At 61.9% G+C, this 17,338-nt stretch carries 14 protein-coding genes and 1 pseudogene; 6 read left to right on the top strand and 9 right to left on the bottom strand.

Going from position 1 to position 17,338, the window contains the following annotated elements; all coding sequences use genetic code 11:
- Positions 1 to 33: 33 nt before the first annotated feature.
- The 7 genes from QRN10_RS23920 to QRN10_RS23890 all read right to left on the bottom strand — a co-directional run bounded on the left by QRN10_RS23920 (position 34) and on the right by QRN10_RS23890 (position 5,549).
- The gene (locus QRN10_RS23920; protein WP_266247865.1) at positions 34 to 1,242 is read right to left on the bottom strand and encodes an amino acid deaminase; all 1,209 of its coding nucleotides are present in this window, start codon (positions 1,240 to 1,242) and stop codon (positions 34 to 36) included.
- Between the two features lie 9 nt (positions 1,243 to 1,251).
- On the bottom strand, positions 1,252 to 2,016 hold the full coding sequence (locus QRN10_RS23915) for an IclR family transcriptional regulator (protein ID WP_181076877.1): 765 nt from the start codon (positions 2,014 to 2,016) through the stop codon (positions 1,252 to 1,254).
- Positions 2,017 to 2,125: 109 nt separating this feature from the next.
- Positions 2,126 to 2,515: a RidA family protein gene (locus QRN10_RS23910; protein WP_253508060.1), complete on the bottom strand. Its 390-nt coding sequence runs from the start codon at positions 2,513 to 2,515 to the stop codon at positions 2,126 to 2,128.
- Between the two features lie 16 nt (positions 2,516 to 2,531).
- Entirely contained in the window at positions 2,532 to 3,314 is a 783-nt protein-coding gene (locus tag QRN10_RS23905) for an amino acid ABC transporter ATP-binding protein (RefSeq protein ID WP_181076874.1), read from the bottom strand.
- On the bottom strand, positions 3,311 to 3,973 hold the full coding sequence (locus tag QRN10_RS23900) for an amino acid ABC transporter permease (protein WP_181076873.1): 663 nt from the start codon (positions 3,971 to 3,973) through the stop codon (positions 3,311 to 3,313). The genes QRN10_RS23905 and QRN10_RS23900 overlap by 4 nt, the downstream gene beginning before the upstream one ends.
- Positions 3,974 to 3,985: 12 nt before the next feature.
- On the bottom strand, positions 3,986 to 4,648 hold the full coding sequence (locus tag QRN10_RS23895; RefSeq protein ID WP_266247863.1) for an amino acid ABC transporter permease: 663 nt from the start codon (positions 4,646 to 4,648) through the stop codon (positions 3,986 to 3,988).
- A gap of 52 nt (positions 4,649 to 4,700) precedes the next feature.
- Positions 4,701 to 5,549 (bottom strand): transporter substrate-binding protein, encoded by an 849-nt coding sequence (locus QRN10_RS23890; RefSeq protein WP_285429304.1) that lies wholly within the window; start codon positions 5,547 to 5,549, stop codon positions 4,701 to 4,703.
- A 324-nt stretch (positions 5,550 to 5,873) separates the two neighbouring features.
- On the opposite strand from QRN10_RS23890, the gene QRN10_RS23885 reads away from it, so the two are divergent.
- Positions 5,874 to 6,122 (top strand): hypothetical protein, encoded by a 249-nt coding sequence (locus QRN10_RS23885; RefSeq protein WP_181076968.1) that lies wholly within the window; start codon positions 5,874 to 5,876, stop codon positions 6,120 to 6,122.
- 74 nt (positions 6,123 to 6,196) lie between these two features.
- Positions 6,197 to 6,463: pseudogene (locus QRN10_RS23880) on the top strand (thioredoxin family protein); the annotation flags it as partial.
- A 43-nt stretch (positions 6,464 to 6,506) separates the two neighbouring features.
- On the opposite strand, the gene QRN10_RS23875 reads toward QRN10_RS23880, so the two are convergent.
- Positions 6,507 to 8,075, bottom strand: a complete 1,569-nt coding sequence (locus tag QRN10_RS23875; RefSeq protein WP_285429303.1) for a TerC family protein — start codon at positions 8,073 to 8,075, stop codon at positions 6,507 to 6,509.
- Positions 8,076 to 8,458: 383 nt separating this feature from the next.
- Positions 8,459 to 9,484: a protease SohB gene (gene sohB, locus QRN10_RS23870; protein ID WP_181076871.1), complete on the bottom strand. Its 1,026-nt coding sequence runs from the start codon at positions 9,482 to 9,484 to the stop codon at positions 8,459 to 8,461.
- A 211-nt stretch (positions 9,485 to 9,695) separates the two neighbouring features.
- Between sohB and QRN10_RS23865 the strand changes: the two genes are divergently transcribed.
- From QRN10_RS23865 to QRN10_RS23850, 4 genes are all read left to right on the top strand, one after another.
- Positions 9,696 to 11,390 carry a ShlB/FhaC/HecB family hemolysin secretion/activation protein gene (locus QRN10_RS23865; protein ID WP_285429302.1) on the top strand — a complete coding sequence of 565 codons (1,695 nt, stop codon included), beginning with the start codon at positions 9,696 to 9,698 and terminating at the stop codon, positions 11,388 to 11,390.
- 29 nt (positions 11,391 to 11,419) lie between these two features.
- Entirely contained in the window at positions 11,420 to 16,099 is a 4,680-nt protein-coding gene (locus QRN10_RS23860; protein ID WP_285429301.1) for a hemagglutinin repeat-containing protein, read from the top strand.
- Between the two features lie 134 nt (positions 16,100 to 16,233).
- A complete protein-coding gene (locus tag QRN10_RS23855) occupies positions 16,234 to 16,944 on the top strand; it encodes a histidine phosphatase family protein (protein ID WP_181076867.1) in 711 nt (236 codons plus the stop codon).
- Between the two features lie 56 nt (positions 16,945 to 17,000).
- Positions 17,001 to 17,315, top strand: coding sequence for an SCP2 sterol-binding domain-containing protein (locus tag QRN10_RS23850; protein ID WP_253508067.1), 315 nt, complete (start codon positions 17,001 to 17,003; stop codon positions 17,313 to 17,315).
- The last annotated feature ends 23 nt before the right edge of the window (positions 17,316 to 17,338 follow it).

Below are 17,338 nucleotides of genomic sequence, written 5' to 3'. Positions count from 1 at the left end.
GTGGGGGCTTGCCCCCGATAGGGGCGGCGCGGTTTAGAAGCAGGTGTGCAGGGGTTCGATCACTTGCAATTGCTCATCCACCAGGCAGCCGACTTGCCATTTGTCGAAGGTCAGGCACGGGTGCGAGGTGCCGAAGGAAATGATGTCGCCAATGCGCAGTTCCAGCCCCGGCGCCACGGTCATAAAGGCGTGCTGGTCCATCACGGCCGTGACGCTGCAGGCACTCACGTCATCGCCTTCGGCCGGCAGGATACCGGCCTTGTAGCGCTTGAGCGGCATCGGCAGGCCGGCGTCGTAGGCCACGTCGCGCTTGCCCAGGGCGATGACTGCAAACCCTGGCTCGGGCAGCGATTGTACGTGGGCCCAGACTTCCAGGGCCGGGCGCAGGCCTTCGCTGAGGTCGCTGCGGCGGTCGAGCACGCAGCACTGCGCATCTTTGTAGATACCGTGGTCGTGGGCCACGTAGCTGCCGGGGCGCAGTACGCTGAGAAAACGCCCGGCGGCGTTCTGGGCTTCGAACGACTCGGCGATCAGGTCGTACCAGGCCGACCCCGAAGCGGTGACGATGGGCTTGGCCAGATCGAAAGCGCCGCTGTCCTGCAGTTCCATCGCCAGGCGCACCAGGCTCGCGGCAAAATCGCGAATACCGCGGATGGCGTGTTCGCCGTGGATCACCCCTTCGTAGCCTTCGATCCCCGTCAGTGCCAGGGCCGGCTGCGCCTTGATCGCCTTGGCCAGGTCGCGCACGTCCTGCTCGCTGCGGCACCCGCAACGTCCGCCGAGCACGCCATACTCGATCATCACGTTCAGGCGCAGGCCACGGGCGGCAAAAAACCGCCCCAGGTCGGCGACGTTGTCCGGATGGTCGACCATGCAATGGAACTCGAAATCCTGGTCGGCCAACAGCTCAGCAATCAACGCCATGTTCGGCGCGCCCACCAACTGGTTGGCCATCAATACGCGGCGCACGCCACCGGCATAAGCAGCACGGGTCTGCACCGCGCTGGCCAGGGTAATACCCCACGCGCCCTGCTCGATCTGCCGTTTGAACAGCGCCGGCATCATGCTGGTCTTGCCATGGGGCGCCAGCTCGGCGCCGCTGTTGCGGACAAACGTCTGCATCCAGCGAATGTTGTGTTCCAGGGCGTCACGGTGCAGCACCAGGGCCGGCAGGCTGACGTCGCGGACCAGATGGGCACCGACCGCGGCGGCGCCTTTTTCAACGGCATTGAGGGCAGGCATAAGAGGTTCCTATTCGTTGATGCGACGGGCCAGATGGTTGGCGCTTTCGATCAGCACCCGGCGATAGTCGTTGTAGTTGTTGAGGGCGTCGGCCCGTGGCGCGACGATGCACAAAGTCGCGATGCTCACCCCTTGGGCATCCCGCACCGGGGCGGCGAAACAGTGGGTGAAGGTGTCGGCCACGCTGTCGAACGAGAAGAAGCCGTCGAGGCTGGCTTGACGAATCTGCGCCAGGAAAGTCTCCAGCGGCAGGCGCTGGCCGTCCGGCAGGATGAAGTCGTCGGGGTCGATCAGGTCGACGATCTGCTGATCGCTCAAGTGCCCCAGCAGCAGACGCCCGGAGGCAGTCCAGGGGATGGGCGCGTTTTCGCCGATGTCCGAGGAAATACGGAAATGCCGCTCACCTTCGCGCATCAGCGCCACGGTGTATTTGCGCCCGTTGAGCAGGCACATCTGGGCGGTCTCGTGGGTCTGGCTGACGATCTCCTGCAAGGCATGGTCGGCCTCGCGGGTCAGGTCGAAATGGCGCAGGTGCGCCTGACCGAGAAAGTACAGTTGGCGGCCCAGGTAGACGTGACCGTCCTTGCCCACCGTTTCCAGGATGCGCCGTTCCAACAGCGAGGCGACCAGTTCATAGACCGTGGACTTGGGGCTGCCGATGCCGCTGGCGATATCGTTCGGGCGCAGCGGTTGGCCGATTTCCTTGAGAAAATCGAGAATATCGAACGCGCGGTCCAGGCCTTTGGCGCGGCGTTTGATGGTGTCTTCGGTCATGGCGGTATTCGGTCCGGTCGAAGTGGTTGGGTGCGGCACAATGCCCTGTGGAAGGGGGATAAGTCCCCCTCCCACAATGGATCTGTTGTGGTCTCACGATCCGGGCAATTTAGCCTTTTTTCCGGTAGGCCACGCAATCGATCTCGACCTTGCAATCGACCATCATGCTTGCTTGCACGCAAGCCCGCGCAGGGGCGTGTTCAGGGGTGAAATATTCGCCGAAGACTTTGTTGAAACTCCAGAAGTCCCGTGGGTCTTCCAGCCATACGCCGACCCGGACCACGTCTTTCAATTCGTAGCCGGCTTCTTCCAGAATCGCTACCACATTGCGCAAGGTCTGGTGGGTTTGCTCGACAATGCCGCCGGTAATGATTTCGCCGTCCACCGCCGGTACCTGGCCTGAGACGTACAACCAGCCGTCCGCTTCCACGGCGCGCGCGAAAGGACGAGGCTGGCCACCGCCGGCAGTACTGCCGGCTCCGTAACGAGTGATGCTCATAACGATGTGCTCCTGATTAAAAACGAATGTTCTTCAAAAATTCCGCCAGGCGCGGCGATTGCGGACGTTCGAAGATATCCTTCGACGAACCCTGCTCCTCAATACGCCCCTGGTTCATAAATACGATCTGGTCGGACACTTCATAGGCGAAACGCATTTCATGGGTGACCAGCAACATGGTCATGCCCTCTTCGGCAAGGCCCTTGATCACACTGAGCACTTCGCCGACCAGTTCCGGGTCCAACGCCGAGGTCACTTCATCGAACAGCATCAGGCTGGGGTTCATCGCAATGGCGCGGGCAATCGCCACGCGCTGTTGCTGGCCACCGGACAATTGGCCGGGAAAGTGATTGCGCCGCTCTAGAAGTCCTACGCGCTCAAGCCATTTTTCCGCGAGCGCTACCGCCTGGTCCTTAGGCATTTTCTTAACTTTCAGTAAGCCCAGGGTGACGTTCTGCAACGCGCTCAAATGCGGAAACAGGTTGAACTGCTGAAACGCCATGCCCGTCATCGCCCGATGCTGAGCGATCACGCGCTCCGGGTGACGCACGCGTTTGCCACCGACGTCGCTGTAGCCAATCGACTCGCCGTCCAGGGTGATCTGGCCGCCCTGGAACTCTTCCAGCAAATTGACGCAACGCAGCAGTGTGGTCTTGCCTGAGCCGCTGGAGCCGATCAGCGTCACCACATTGCCGCGCTGCATCGACAGGTCGACGCCCTTGAGCACTTCGACCTCGCCGTACTGTTTGCGCAGGCCGCGAATGTTCAGCAGCGGTTCGGTTGTGTGAGATTGGTTCATGGCAAGGCCACCCGCTTTTCAATGTAGCGCCCGAATAACTCGATGGCGTAGTTAATGACAAAGAACAGAAACCCGGCGAACAGGTAGAACTCCAGGGTCATGAAGGTGCGTGCGATCACTTGTTGGGTGCTGAGCAGCAATTCGGCCACGCCGATTACCGACAACAAGGTCGAGGCTTTGACGATTTCCGTGGAGGAATTGACCCAGGTCGGCAGGATCTGACGCAACGCCTGCGGCAACAGCACGTAGCCGAGCGACTGCCGGAACGTCAGACCGATCGCCTTGCTCGCTTCGAGTTGCCCACGGGGAATGGCTTGCAATGCGCCGCGCACGATTTCCGACACGTGGGAGCCGCAGAACAACGTAAGCCCGACCGCACCGGCCTGGAATGCGCTGATCTGCCAGCCGAGCGCCGGCAGCATGTAGAAGCACGCCAGCACCAGCACAAACACCGGGGTGCCACGGATCAGGTCGACATACAGGCGAAACGGTGCACGCATCCAGAACCTGCCGTAGGTCAGGATCAACCCGGCGACGATACCGATCAGCGTGCCAAAGATAATAGCCAGCGCCGACACATAGACACTGGCCTGAAACCCCGCCCAGAGCGTGTCCCGGGCGATCCACAACGCATGCAACCAGCTGGGAGATTCGTACATGGGGAACCCTCCTTAACGACGGATCGCCAGACGTTGTTCCAGGTAGCGGAGCAACAGGGCAATGAGGTAACAGGCGGCCACGTAGAGCGCGGTCGTGACCAGCCAGGTTTCAATCACCCGGTAGCTTTCGACGTTGATCTTGCGGGCGTAATAGGTCAGTTCCGGCACGGCGATCGCAGCGGCCAGGGAGGTGTCCTTGAACAGCGAGATAAAGTTGTTCGACAGCGCCGGCAGCACATTGCGCAGCATCACCGGCACGGTGATATAGGCCCGAATGCGCCACTCGCCCAGGCCGATGGCCAGGCCGGCTTCGCGCAGCCCCTTGGGAATATTCAACAGCCCGGCGCGGAACACTTCGGTCAGGTACGCCCCGGCGTAAAGCGACAAGGTGATGATGAACGAAGGAATCTTGTCCAGACGAATGCCCAGGCTGGGCAACGCAAAGTAGATCAATAGGATCAACACCAGGATCGGTGTATTGCGCACCACCGTCACATACACCGAGGCCAGCATGCGCAAGGCGCGGTGCCTGGACAGCATGGCAAACGCCATCAGCAGGCCGATCGCGCAGCCGATGGCGATCGACAGCAATGCCAGTTGCAGACCCAACCCGAGCCCCGCCAGCAAGGTGTCGAAATCGCGCCAGACGGCGGCAAAATTCAACTGATAATTCATGGTCAACGCTACCTGAAAGGGGCGCCAGTGTTGGCGCCCCGGTTTTTACACGTCACTTGAACTCGACAGGGAAGCCAATCGCCGGCTCCGGCAGGTCCACGCCAAACCATTGCTTGAAGGACGCTTTGTAGGTGGGGAACTCCACGCCGGTCATGGCTTCATGCAGCGCCGTGTTGACGAAGTTCAGCCACTCCTGATCGCCGCGCTTGACCGCGCAGGCGTAGGTCTGCGGGCTCCAGGCGTAGGCCGGGCTGCGGTAGCGGCCGGGGTTCTGCACCATCAGGTATTTGACCGAGGACTGATCGGTGGCGGCGGCATCGGCGCGGCCGGAGTTCACGGCCTGGTACATCAGGTCAACGCTGTCGTACTGATCGACCTTGGCCTTGGGCAGCGCCTGGTGCACCAACTCTTCGGCGTACACGTTCTGCAGCACGGCCACGGTCACGCCATCGCCCGCGGCCTGCAGGTCGTCGATTTCCTTGTACTTGCTGTTGTTCGGCAGCAGCAGGCCCACGCCTTCGCGGTAGTAAGGCAAGGTAAACGCCACCTGCTGCGCGCGGCTGGCGGTGACAGTGATGAACTGGCAGCTCATGTCGACCTTGTCGGTGAGCAGGTTGGGAATTCGCGCGTCGGACGACTGCACCACGAACTCGACCTTGCTTGGGTCGTTGAACAGCCCCTTGGCCACGATGCGGCCGATATCGATATCGAACCCTTGCAACTTGCCATCCGCTCCCTGGAAGTGCCACGGCGCATTGGTACTGCCTGTACCCACGATCAGATGCCCACGTTTGAGCACATCATCGAGCTTGCTGCCCGCCGCCTGCGCAACGCTGGCGAGGGAAGCCGATGCGGCGAAGAGAAAAACACACGCTTTGAACACGGAAGGTCGGTGATGCATGACAAGCACTCCAGGGGTTGTGTATTCCGCTATACCGGAACTTAGTTTGTAACAACGGAATAGACAGCAGAAAGTGTGCCATACGTAGACGCGGAAAAATATGCTGGTGGGAAATACCTTTTAGATCAGTGAGATAGGCTTTTGATGAAATACGGCTAAGAGCCAGTATCGGCTGCTAAGGTGCTACCTGCGGCCACAGGTTGGGTGATAACGCCTCAATTGGGGGCGGTGGCAGCGTGGAAATATCGAGAGGGGGAGCTAGGCTTTCAGGGTCAGGCGCGGCGTGTTGTTTTGGTTTTTTGGAGGCGGGGTGCGGGGGCGATGATGAAGACGAGTGTTGTCGGGTTAGTGGTTTTTGCGATGTTTGCCGGGCATGCACTGGGCAGCGAGGACCGTCGCGCGTGCAAGGAGGAGTTGGCGAGGCTCAAGGAGTCCTTCGATGCCAATTACAGCAGCCAGAACCATCACGACTATCGCCGCGCCAAGGCGTCTCGCGACAATGAGGAATACCGCAAGTGCGCGAACCAGGCGCGCAAGGCGCGCGAACGCGCGGAACGGGAGGCTGACCTGTAAAGGTTGACAGTAGACGCAGGCGCGGGCCCGGCTTAGCGTTGGTGAAAACCAGCTCTATCCAGGAGGTTCACGCCATGGGGTATGCCACCGCAACGATTGCCAACGCCCAGGAATATCAACGGATCTTGAACACCAAGCGTCCGGTATTCATTTTGTTTGTCTCTGAGCATTGCCCAGCCTGCGTAACGGCCGGGCCGCTGTTTGACCGAATTGCCCGACAGTACCCGCGCGTGCGCAGCCTGGTGGTGGATTGCGCGAAGACGCCGAGGCACCCTGACGTGACGGGTACCCCGACGTTACTGATTTATATGCGCGGCACCTTGATGGAGAAACTCAAGGGCTTCGGGCCCGAGACCAAGCAACTCCGTGTCGTGCGCAGCACCTTCAAACACTATTCACGTCGCAAGGTTGCAAAACCACTTGCGTCACCCGCCGCTCTTCTACCGCGACCACCGTCAAACGCCAACCCTCATGCTCCAGCCGGTCGCCCACCACGGGCAGACGGTCGAGCAGGCTCATCACCAATCCCGCCAAGGTCTGGTAATCCTGGGTAGCGATGGCGTTGAAGCCGATGCGTTGGCGCACGTGCTGCAGATTCAGCGCGCCGTTGACGCGAAAGCCCGCGCCTTCTTCAACAATGTCCGGGCCTTCAATTTCGCTGGCATCCGGCAGTTCGCCTGCGATGGACTCAAGAATGTCGGTCATGCTCAATACGCCGATAAAATCACCGAATTCGTTGATCACAAACGCGATGTGGGTCGACTCCTGGCGCATCTGCTCCAATGCATTGAGGATCGAAAAACTCTCCAACAGATTGATCGCCCGGCGCGCCAGGTGCTCAAGGTTCGGCTCGTTACCAGCCAGGCATTCCTTGAGCAGTTCCTTCTTGTGCACAAAGCCTAATGGCTCATCAATGGCACCGTTACGGATCAACGGCAGCCGGGAATAGGACGAATGCATCATTTTCAGGCGAATAGTGTCGCGATCGTCCGACAGATCGATGAAGTCGACCTTGGCCCGCGGTGTCATCAGCGTGCGGATCGGTCGCTCGGCCAATTGCAGTACGCCGCTGATCATGACCCGCTCGCGTCGGTGGAACAGCGGACCTTGCGCCGCGTCCGGTTCGCCCAGCAGATCGGCAACCTCTTCACCGACCTCTTCCACCGCCAGGCTGCGGCCGCCCAACAGGCGCATGACCGCATGGGCGGTGCGCTCACGCACCGGCAGCACGCCCTGCGCCGATTTCCTGCGACGGGCGCGGGCAATCTGGTTGAACACTTCGATCAGAATCGAGAAGCCGATGGCCGCATACAGGTAGCCCTTCGGAATATGAAAGCCCAGGCCTTCGGCGGTCAGGGCGAAGCCGATCATCATCAGAAAGCCCAGACACAGCATGATCACCGTGGGGTGGGCATTCACGAAGCGCGTCAACGGTTTGCTCGCGACAATCATCAGGCCGATGGAAATGATCACGGCGATCATCATCACCGCCAGCTCTTCCACCATGCCCACGGCGGTAATCACCGCATCCAGGGAAAACACCGCATCGAGCACCACGATCTGCGCCACGATGGGCCAGAACAGCGCATAAGCCGCATTGCCCGAACGCTGTGCCACATGGCCCTCCAGACGCTCATGCAATTCCATGGTCGCCTTGAACAGCAGGAACACACCGCCGAACAACATGATCAGATCGCGCCCCGAGAAAGCCTTGTCAAAGACCTCAAACAGCGGCTGGGTGAGCGTTACCAACCAGGAAATACTCGCCAGCAGGCCCAGGCGCATCAGCAACGCCAGAGACAAACCGATCAACCGCGCACGGTCGCGCTGCTCGGGCGGGAGCTTATCCGCCAGGATCGCAATAAACACCAGGTTGTCGATACCCAGCACCAGTTCCAGCACAATCAAGGTCAACAAGCCGAGCCAGGCCGTTGGATCCGCTAACCATTCCATTTATGAAGTCTCCTGGTTGAATTCAGAATGCCGGACACGGCAAGACGCGGTCAGAAGACCGGGACAAGGTTAGCAATCGAAAAACGGGATGTTTCAGCGGGAACGGCAGCAACAAGCGCCTTGGGGAGAGACGACTGGGGGGCTCCGAGAGGGTATTCATGCAAGTCCTGTGATCAGAAAAGGACTTAAATCCTACATTCGAAACGCGACTTTCCCACAACACAAAACCATTACAAAACCTGTATCTGACACATAAACCAGGTGGGAGGGGCTTGCTCCCGATCGCTCACCACAGCAAGCCCGCTCACAACAGAGTTATTTATCAGCCTTAAGATGTGTGCACAGACCTACGCCCACAATCACACTGCATTCTGAATCCAGATTTACCAAAAGCGCTGCTGAGTCAACCGACTCCACCACGTCAACAACACTCGATCCACCGACCCGCTCGCCGCCAACCCCACGCGCTCCTGCAAACTCTTGCGCTCGGCATAGTGCAAATGAAACACCTCGGCCGTCTTCGCCTTCGTCGCCAGGTATTCATCGCTGGTCTGCAGTTCATCAACCAGCTGTTTATCCAACGCAGCCACACCCAGCCACACTTCGCCGGTCGCCACTTCGTCGATGGCCAGTTGCGGGCGATAACGCGAGACAAAGTTCTTGAACAGTTGATGGGTAATGTCCAGATCCTCCTGGAACTTCTCCCGGCCCTTCTCGGTGTTTTCGCCAAACACCGTCAAGGTGCGCTTGTATTCACCAGCGGTGAGGACTTCAAAGTCGATATCGTGCTTCTTGAGCAGGCGATTGACGTTGGGCAACTGCGCCACCACGCCAATGGAGCCGAGGATGGCAAACGGGGCGCTGATGATCTTCTCGCCGATGCACGCCATCATGTAGCCGCCGCTGGCCGCCACCTTGTCGATGCACACCGTCAACGGCACGCCGGCCTGGCGGATACGCGCCAGTTGCGACGAGGCCAGGCCGTAGCTGTGCACCATACCGCCGCCGCTTTCCAGGCGTAGCACCACTTCGTCCTTGGGCGTGGCCAGGCTCAGGAGTGCGGTGATTTCATGGCGCAGGCTCTCGGTGGCCGAAGCCTTGATGTCACCGTCGAAATCCAGCACGAACACGCGTGGTTTAGCTTCGGCTTTTTGCTTGCCCTTCTTTTTCTCAGCCTTGCCCTCGGATTTGCGCAGGGCCTTGAGCTGGTCCTTGTCGAGCAGGCTCGACTCCAGACGTTCGCGCAGGCCTTTGTAGAAATCGTTGAGTTTGCTGACCTGCAATTGGCCGGCGGACTTGCGCCGACCTTTGCTGCGCAGCGCCGCGAAGCTGATCAGCACCACCAGAATGGCGACCACCAGGGTGACGGTTTTAGCTAGAAAACTTGCGTACTCGGCAAGAAACTCCATAAGACACCTATGAGGCTCGAAAGCCGCAGTCTACGGGGATTGGCGTCGCTGTGTCTAACGCTGTTCACTCGGTCAGAAACCTACAAAAAAAACGACAGGGTCCTACTTGAGTAGTTCGATTCCCACACGATTTTCAGACGTACAACTCAGCATTTACAGGGGAAAACGACTTTAAACTTCGCGTTGAAAGCATTCGACAGGACCCCTGCTCATGCGTCCCTTCCCGCTCGATATTCGCGCCTGCCTGCTCACGCCCCTGTCCATTGCGTCGAGTGCCGCCACGCCCGGTCTGGCCGCTACCGTGCAGGCCAACCCGGTTGAGCTGCGCACACAGGAATTCGAACGCCGAACCCGTGAACATCTGGAACGCGAGCAACGCTTGCGCCAGCTCGAACGCGAACCACCGGCGCCGGCAAGCCCCTCCGCACCGTCGCCCGTCACCGACGAGCCCTGCTGGCACACGAGCGGGCTGAGCCTGGCGGGCAATTCCCTGTTGGACCCTGCGCGCGTGCGCAGCCTGCTGCAGTCACACCTCACCGCCTGCATGAGCGCTACGCAGATAAACCAACTGCTCGCGGCATTGACCGCGCTGTATGTCGACGCGGGCTTTATCGCCAGCCGGCCGTACTTGCGGCAGGCGCCCGAAGATGACCAACCCTTGGATATCGTCATCGAACAAGGCTTTGTGGAGAGCATCGAGCTGGCCGACCCGAGCCTGCCCGTGTCGCTGCGCGGTGCGTTTCCCGGGATGCTGGGCCAACCGCTGCAACTGCGCGACCTGGAGCAGGGCCTCGACCAGTTGAACCGCCTGCGCTCACTCGACCTGACGGTGCAGGTATTGCCCGGCACCGAGCCCGGCGGCTCCCATCTGCGGGTGCATCCGCGCAGCGTTGCATCGCGCCTGAGCAGCATTGCGCGGTACAACAACCGGGGCGCCGACACCACCGGGCGGCACACGGGCGTGTTCAACCTCGCCTACGACAGCCCGCTGGGCCTGAATGATTTCATCAACCTCAGCGCCAGCACCTCCCTGGCCGGCAGCACCCGTTACAGCCGCTCCGAGGGCATCTACTATTCGCTGCCCTACGGGTACTGGACCCTGGCCCTGACTGCCAGCCAGGCGCATTACCGGTACGGCATCGAACTGCCCAGTCAGACCATCAGGGCCAACGGTCAGGTCAATCAGTATGGCGTGGGCCTCAACCGCCTGTTGTGGCGCGACCAGCGCACCCTGCTGAACGGCAACCTGCGCCTGAGTACCAAACGTTCACGCAGCTATATTGCCGACACCTTCCTGGCGATTCAGAGCCCAAGCCTCACGGTGGCCGAAGCCAGCCTCAACCTGCTGAGGATCTCCGACGGCATCTGGAACGGCACACTCAGCTACGCCCAGGGCCTTCGTGGGCTGGGCGCCGACCGGGACAGCCAGCACCCATCCCCGGGCCTGCCGCGCGCGCAGTTTCGCAAGTACCGCCTCGACATCGACTACACGCGTCAAAGCCAGCGTATCGAGCGGTTATGGAGCAGCCAATTGACGCTGCAATACAGCCCCGACCCGCTGCCGGGCCTGGAGCAGCTGCTGGTCACCGACCATTACGCGGTGCGCGGCTTTCGCCTGAGCACACTGGCCGCCGCCAACGGTGCGGTGTGGCGCAATACCCTCAGCCTGCCACGCCCGCTTGCCGAGCAATGGCATATCAGCCCCCGATTGGGCGTCGACCTGGGCTGGAGCCAGTACGTAAACGGCGCCGACATCCAGCGCGTGGGCGGCGCCAGCCTTGGCATGGCGCTGTCCCGGCGCGACTGGCAGCTGGACCTGGATTACCAGCGCGGCCTGTTCGGGCCGGCGTTGCCAGCCAAGGCGCGAGGCTTCTGGCTGATGGAGTTGAGCCTGCCTCTGAAATGACCCTTTCACAACAACAAGAAGACCACACCATGAGCCGTCATTCTCGATTTCCCCGCGTTCACCTCAAACCCTCCCAGACCCTGCGCTGGGCAATCTGCAGCCTGATCACCCTTCACTCAGGGCAACAAACCTTCGCCGCCGACGTGCTACCGGTGGCCGGCAATGCGCAGCTTGTCACCGCACAGGGCGTGCCGGTGGTGAACATCGTCGCGCCCAACGCGGCCGGGGTCTCCCACAACAAATTTGTCGACTACAACGTCCAGCGTGCAGGCCTGGTGCTGAACAACGCATTGACCGCGGGCCAGTCGCAACTGGCCGGGCGGCTGTCGGCCAACCCACAGTTGCGCGGGCACGAGGCACGCTTGATTCTGAATGAAGTGGTCAGCCGCAACGCCTCCCGCATCAATGGCGCACAGGAAGTGTTCGGCCGCCCCGCCGACTACGTCCTGGCCAACCCCAATGGCATCCACGTCAATGGCGCCAGCTTCATCAATACACCGCGCGCCAGCTTTGTGGTGGGACGCCCGGAGTTCGAGAACGGTGCGCTCAAGCGCCTCACCACGTTCGATAGCGTCAACGCGCTGAACGTCGGCGAGCGAGGTGTGCACAACAGCACCGGCGCTATCGACCTGATTGCCCCGCGCATCGACACCACCGGGCCTGTCAGCGCACGAGACGACCTCAACCTGGTCCTCGGACAGAACCGCCTGCGCTACAGCGACAGCAGCCTTGAAAGCAGCCGCCGGGCCAACACGCGCCCGGTGGATGCGCAACTGCTGGGCGCCATGCAAGGCGGGCGTATCACGCTGGTCAGTACTGCCGAAGGCGCCGGGGTCAGGATCGCCGCGCCGTTGACGGCACGCGGCGATATCAAGGTCACCTCAGCCGGCAATCTCGAAATCTCCGGCATTCCCGACCCCCTGCGTATGCGGGTCAGCAGCACCTCCGGCGATATTGCGCTGCAGGCTCGGGATGACCTGAACTTGTCGGCGGTAGACGTGCAGGGCCGCGCCATCGATGCGAGCGCCGGGGGCACCCTGCGGCTTGACGCCAAAACCCGCACTAGCCGGGACGAGAAACGTGAGTCCTGGAAAAAGAAGGTGCTGTTCGTCACCCACGAAACCTACGACAAAACGACCCTGAAAACCCGCGTCGAGCAATTCGGCACCCACCTCAAGGCGCGCACCGACCTGACGCTCAAGGCCGGCGCAGACCTGCAGCTGGCCGCCTCCACCGCGACCGCCGGCGGCACCTTGCGCGCCACGGCCGGCCGGGACCTGCGCCTGACCGCACTGAACGACGCTGAGACCACACGCGAAACGCTCAAGCACCGCAAAGGCCTGTGGCGCGGCGACTACGACACCACCCGCGGCACCGAGACCGCGCGAGGCAGCAGCCTCTCGAGCGGCGGCGCGATGACCCTCAGCAGTGGCAAAAACCTTGCCGTGCTCGGCAGCCAGGTGCAGAGCCGGCGCGACCTGACCATCGAGGCCGGGAAACAGGTCAACATCGGCGTAACACGGGCCGCCCGCAAGCGCATTGAGCAGAACTACGAAGGCGACCTGGTCTCCGGCGCGTTCTTCGGCAATAAAAACAAGGACAACCTCTCGCAGGACACAGCGGTCGGCAGCCGCGTCGGCGCCCAAGGTACGCTGCGCGTGCAGTCCGAGGATGTGCTGATCAGCGGCAGCCAGGTGCTCGGCCAACGCGATGCGCTGCTGATCAGCAACAGCGGCGCCTTGACGATTGACGGTGCCGAGAGCCGGGTGAGCTCGGACAAATCCAATACCGACAGCAAACTGTTCGGCTTGCTCAAGGATCACACCGGCGAGCGAAAAGACACCAGTACTCAGGTGCGCAGCCAGGTGCAATCGCACAGCAACCTGCGCCTGCAAAGCGCCAAAGACCTGAACGTGATCGGCTCCGATGTCCAGGCAAAGGCCGAACTGGCGTTGAGCGCCGCCGCAGATATCAATGTGCTGGCAGCCACCCAGCGCGAGACCACCGTCACCCAGACCGTGCGCAATGGTTTTTCCCCCTCCACCAGCGAGACCAAACAGCAAGCACCCGGCATCAAGGACTCCAATCAGTTCCAGGCGGGCGTCAATTACACTCAACAGCAGAACACCACCACCCTGGAGCGGCTGTCCCATGAGGGCAGTCAACTCAAAGGCGGCACGGTGGACCTTACCGCAGGCGATAAGCTGCGCGTCACGGCCTCTGACGTCAGCGCAACCCACGGCGACTTGAACCTGAGCGCCTCATCCATTGAGTTGCTCAGCGCCGCCGACCAGACCACGCAGACCCATGAAAACGACAAGTTTGCCCTTGGCTATTACGCCACCGGTGGCATGGACCGTGCGGGCGGCGGTTACACCGTCGGCAAGGAGCAAGGGGTGCAAACCCAGACCACTAATACCGTCAAGACAAGCCAATTGGACAGCGCGGGCGATCTCACGCTCGTCGCCGGGCAGGTTGTCACCGAAGCGGCGCAGCTCAAAGCCGGCCAGGACCTGACAATCAGCGCCGGCAGCGTGGAGAACCGCGCGGTGTCCGACAGCACGGTCGAAACCGAGCAGGTCAGCCGCTGGACCGCCAGCATCGGCGGCAATGTGGAATACAAAGACGTCACACGGCCGGTGCAGAAAGTCGTCGACGGGGTGGATCAGAGCAAGTTCTACCAGCCCTCGGTGCTGGATGCGCTTGACCCACCCAACCTGGGCGTCGACCTGGCGTTCAATGCGCTGGAAACCGGCGCCGAAAAAGGCGTCAGCACGGCGGTGGTTACGACGCTCGAAGGTGCCTCGGTGAAGGTGCAGGTCGACGGGGCGCTGGTGGACACCGGCACTCGCTATGTGGCGAACGCCGGCAGCGTCTCGATCAACGCCGACAGCCACGCGTTCACGGCCGCCGAAAACCGCACCTGGCAACGGGACACCGGCACCGACGCCGATGTTTCACTGCGGCTCTACACCACCACTGGCCGAGACATCAACGGGCGAATCCTCGGTGTGGGCGGCAGTTTTGATCTGGCGGGCGCCACCGGCACCGCAGTGCCAGGCAGCCTTGAAGCGACACACGGCATCAGCGTGCAATTGGGCAGCGACGGGCGCTATGAGGGCACCCGTTTCAACGCCGGGCTGGGTGACCTGAAGGTGCACACGCCGGGCTCGCTGACCTTTGATGAAGCCCGTAACTGGCAGCGCTCCGGCGAAGGCACCTTGAGCGGTTTCGGTTGGCTCGAAGTGGGCAGCAGCCCCGCCAGCAGTAAAAAAGCCAACGCCGGCGGGCAGTTGGATAAGGCCGAGCTGACCGTAGAGGACTCCCAGGGCCGCGCAGCCAGCCTGGTCGCCGCAGGGTTGACCGAGATCAGCGCCGGGCAGGACTTGACCTTGCACGGTACGCAAGTCGGCGCGGCGGACGGCGGCGACGTTAGCCTCACGGCCGGCAACCGCCTTGAGTTCCTGGCCGGCATCGATACCCACACCGCCGACGGTAACAGCCTCGGCGGCGGCGGTCGCGCCAGCGTCAAAGGCTCTCGCAGTGACACGGCCAACAGCAAAAGCGGCAGTGTCGGTGCCCAGTTCAGCCTGGCCGATGTCAATGAACGCAGCACCGTGCAGCGCAGCGGCTCCCTCGACAGCTCCGGGCGTGTGCGCCTGCAGGCCGGCAGCGTGCGACTGCAAGGCGTCCAGGGCCAGGCGCGGGCATTCGAGCTGGCCGCGACGCAAGGCCAGCTGTTGCTGGAGTCCGCGCTGACCCACGAACAGCGCAACAACCGCTCCATCGCCGGTGGCCTGGGGCTCAGCGGCAGCCGCGGTTCGGACGCAGCCAGCAACGGCGCCGGGCTGTTCGCCCGGGCCAAGGGTGGGGTCGATACACTCAATAGCCAGACCCACACCAATACGCGCCTGCAGGCCGATCGCATTCAGCTCGACAGCCGGGGCGATACGCGGCTGCTGGGCGCTGTGGTCACGGCGCACGACGTCAGCGGCACTGTCGGCGGCGACCTGATCGTGCAGAGTCGGCAAGACCAGGTAACCGGTTTGAAAGTGCAGGTGGATACGCAATTGACCACCGAGAAGAACCCGGCCGGCACCGTGGATAAACTCAGCGTGGCCAGCGGCCCCCTGGCCGGCAAGCTCAAGGGCGGCAGCAAAAATCTCTATGAAAAAACCGCCGACAAGGCGCGTACGCTCAAGGACAAGCTGACCGGCAGAACCGCCGCCGCGCCCTCGGGCAGCCCCGCAAGCGGTGCTGCCGATAGCGGCTCCGCGTTGAAAAATCTGTTGTTCCAGAACCCCGCCCATCGCAGCACCACCCCGACGCTGCTGGTAGATGTCACCCGGTTGAGCAATGACACAGTCGCCCAGGCGTCCGGCATCAGCGGCCGCGACGGCGTGGCCCTGCAGGTGGGCGGCGAGGTCGAGCTGACCGGGGCTCGCATCCGTTCCAGTGATGGCGGCGTGACGCTGGGTGGCGCGAACGTCACTACCCACGATGTGCGAGGCCGTGACACCCGTACGGACTTCTCGCTGAATGTCTCCACCTCCCCCGAGCAGCTGAGCAAGGCCTTGTACGCGCAATTCACCGACAGCGCTGATCCACAGCGCCAGCGCGATGAACAATTCAACCTGGGCCTGCTGCGCGGTGGCGGCCATGACCAAAGCCAATGGTTGACCAGCGGGATCGATCAACGCCTGCGCTGAAGTGCACCGGCCCCGCACGGCGGGGCCCTTGAGCGGACTCTAAGGAGCTTTTAAAACAAGCGTATGTTTTTTCATTGACAGCTCCCCGGCATCCTCATAACCTCGCCAGACTTTCAACGTACCGGGTGACGGACGTGGGCAGCATCTATTTGATTCGACATGGCCAGGCCTCTTTCGGTGCAGACGACTACGACGTGCTGTCGCCCATCGGCGTGGAACAAGCGCAAGTACTCGGTCGCCACCTGGCGGACATGGGCCTGGTGTTCGACCGCTGCATCGCCGGCGACCTGCGCCGCCAGCAGCACACCGCGACGGCCGCCTTCGACCAGTACAGCGCGCTCGGCCTGCCGATACCAGCCCTGGAAACCGACAGCGCCTTCAACGAGTTCGACGCCGACGCCATCATCCGCGCCCTGCTCCCCGACCTGCTGACCAGCGAGCCCGAAGCCCTGGACATCCTGCGCAATGCCGCGCAGAACCGCAGTGAATTCCAACGCATCTTCGCCCTGATCATCGAGCGCTGGCTGGCCGGCACCTACGACCCGCCGGGGCTGGAGAGCTGGCTGGGGTTCATCGAACGGGTGCAAGGCGGCCTGCAACGCATCCTGGACGCGGCGAGCAACTCGCACAAAATTGCGGTGTTCACCTCCGGCGGCACCATCACCGCCCTACTCCATCTGATCACCCGAATGCCCGCCGCCCAGGCCTTCGAACTGAACTGGCAAATTGTAAACACCTCGCTCAACCAGCTGAAATTCCGCGGCCGCGAGGTGGCCCTGGCTTCCTTCAACAGCCATACCCACTTGCAACTGTTGAAGGCGCCGCAGCTCATCACCTTCCGATGAACCGCGGCCAACCGTGACCCCAAGGTCACTGGACTCTACCCTTAAGGATCGAAACCATGACTGACGTAGCCAAAGCTGTAGAAGCAATGAAAGCCAAATTCAACCCAAGCGCCGCCGAAGGCCTGGACCTGGTGTTCGGTTTCCGTATCGACGACACCAAGAACTTCTCCCTGATCGTCAAGGACAAGACCTGCGAACTGCAGGAAGGCGAAAACCCAGACGCTCAGGTCACCCTGGTGATGGACAGCGAAACCCTGGAAGGCATCGTCAGCGGCGAGACCGATGGCATGCAGGCCTTCATGGGCGGCAAGCTGCGCACCGAAGGCGACATGATGCTGGCGATGAAGCTGAGCGAACTGTTTCCGTCCTGATTCGCGGGCGACCCTGAGTCTCT

Source organism: Pseudomonas sp. lyk4-R2A-8 (assembly GCF_030209095.1).
In the GTDB taxonomy this organism is placed as follows: domain Bacteria; phylum Pseudomonadota; class Gammaproteobacteria; order Pseudomonadales; family Pseudomonadaceae; genus Aquipseudomonas; species Aquipseudomonas quebecensis.
This window is presented reverse-complemented; position numbering and strand designations above follow the sequence as displayed.

Bases quoted from the DNA above. Each gene is read 5' to 3' on its own strand.
- QRN10_RS23890 (WP_285429304.1), bottom strand. From the start codon at position 5,549: ATGCATCACCGACCTTCCGTGTTCAAAGCGTGTGTTTTTCTCTTCGCC.
- QRN10_RS23885 (WP_181076968.1), top strand. From the start codon at position 5,874: ATGAAGACGAGTGTTGTCGGGTTAGTGGTTTTTGCGATGTTTGCCGGG.
- QRN10_RS23875 (WP_285429303.1), bottom strand. From the start codon at position 8,075: ATGGAATGGTTAGCGGATCCAACGGCCTGGCTCGGCTTGTTGACCTTG.
- QRN10_RS23865 (WP_285429302.1), top strand. From the start codon at position 9,696: ATGCGTCCCTTCCCGCTCGATATTCGCGCCTGCCTGCTCACGCCCCTG.
- QRN10_RS23900 (WP_181076873.1), bottom strand. From the start codon at position 3,973: ATGTACGAATCTCCCAGCTGGTTGCATGCGTTGTGGATCGCCCGGGAC.
- QRN10_RS23910 (WP_253508060.1), bottom strand. From the start codon at position 2,515: ATGAGCATCACTCGTTACGGAGCCGGCAGTACTGCCGGCGGTGGCCAG.
- QRN10_RS23860 (WP_285429301.1), top strand. From the start codon at position 11,420: ATGAGCCGTCATTCTCGATTTCCCCGCGTTCACCTCAAACCCTCCCAG.
- sohB (WP_181076871.1), bottom strand. From the start codon at position 9,484: ATGGAGTTTCTTGCCGAGTACGCAAGTTTTCTAGCTAAAACCGTCACC.
- QRN10_RS23905 (WP_181076874.1), bottom strand. From the start codon at position 3,314: ATGAACCAATCTCACACAACCGAACCGCTGCTGAACATTCGCGGCCTG.
- QRN10_RS23915 (WP_181076877.1), bottom strand. From the start codon at position 2,016: ATGACCGAAGACACCATCAAACGCCGCGCCAAAGGCCTGGACCGCGCG.
- QRN10_RS23920 (WP_266247865.1), bottom strand. From the start codon at position 1,242: ATGCCTGCCCTCAATGCCGTTGAAAAAGGCGCCGCCGCGGTCGGTGCC.
- QRN10_RS23895 (WP_266247863.1), bottom strand. From the start codon at position 4,648: ATGAATTATCAGTTGAATTTTGCCGCCGTCTGGCGCGATTTCGACACC.
- QRN10_RS23850 (WP_253508067.1), top strand. From the start codon at position 17,001: ATGACTGACGTAGCCAAAGCTGTAGAAGCAATGAAAGCCAAATTCAAC.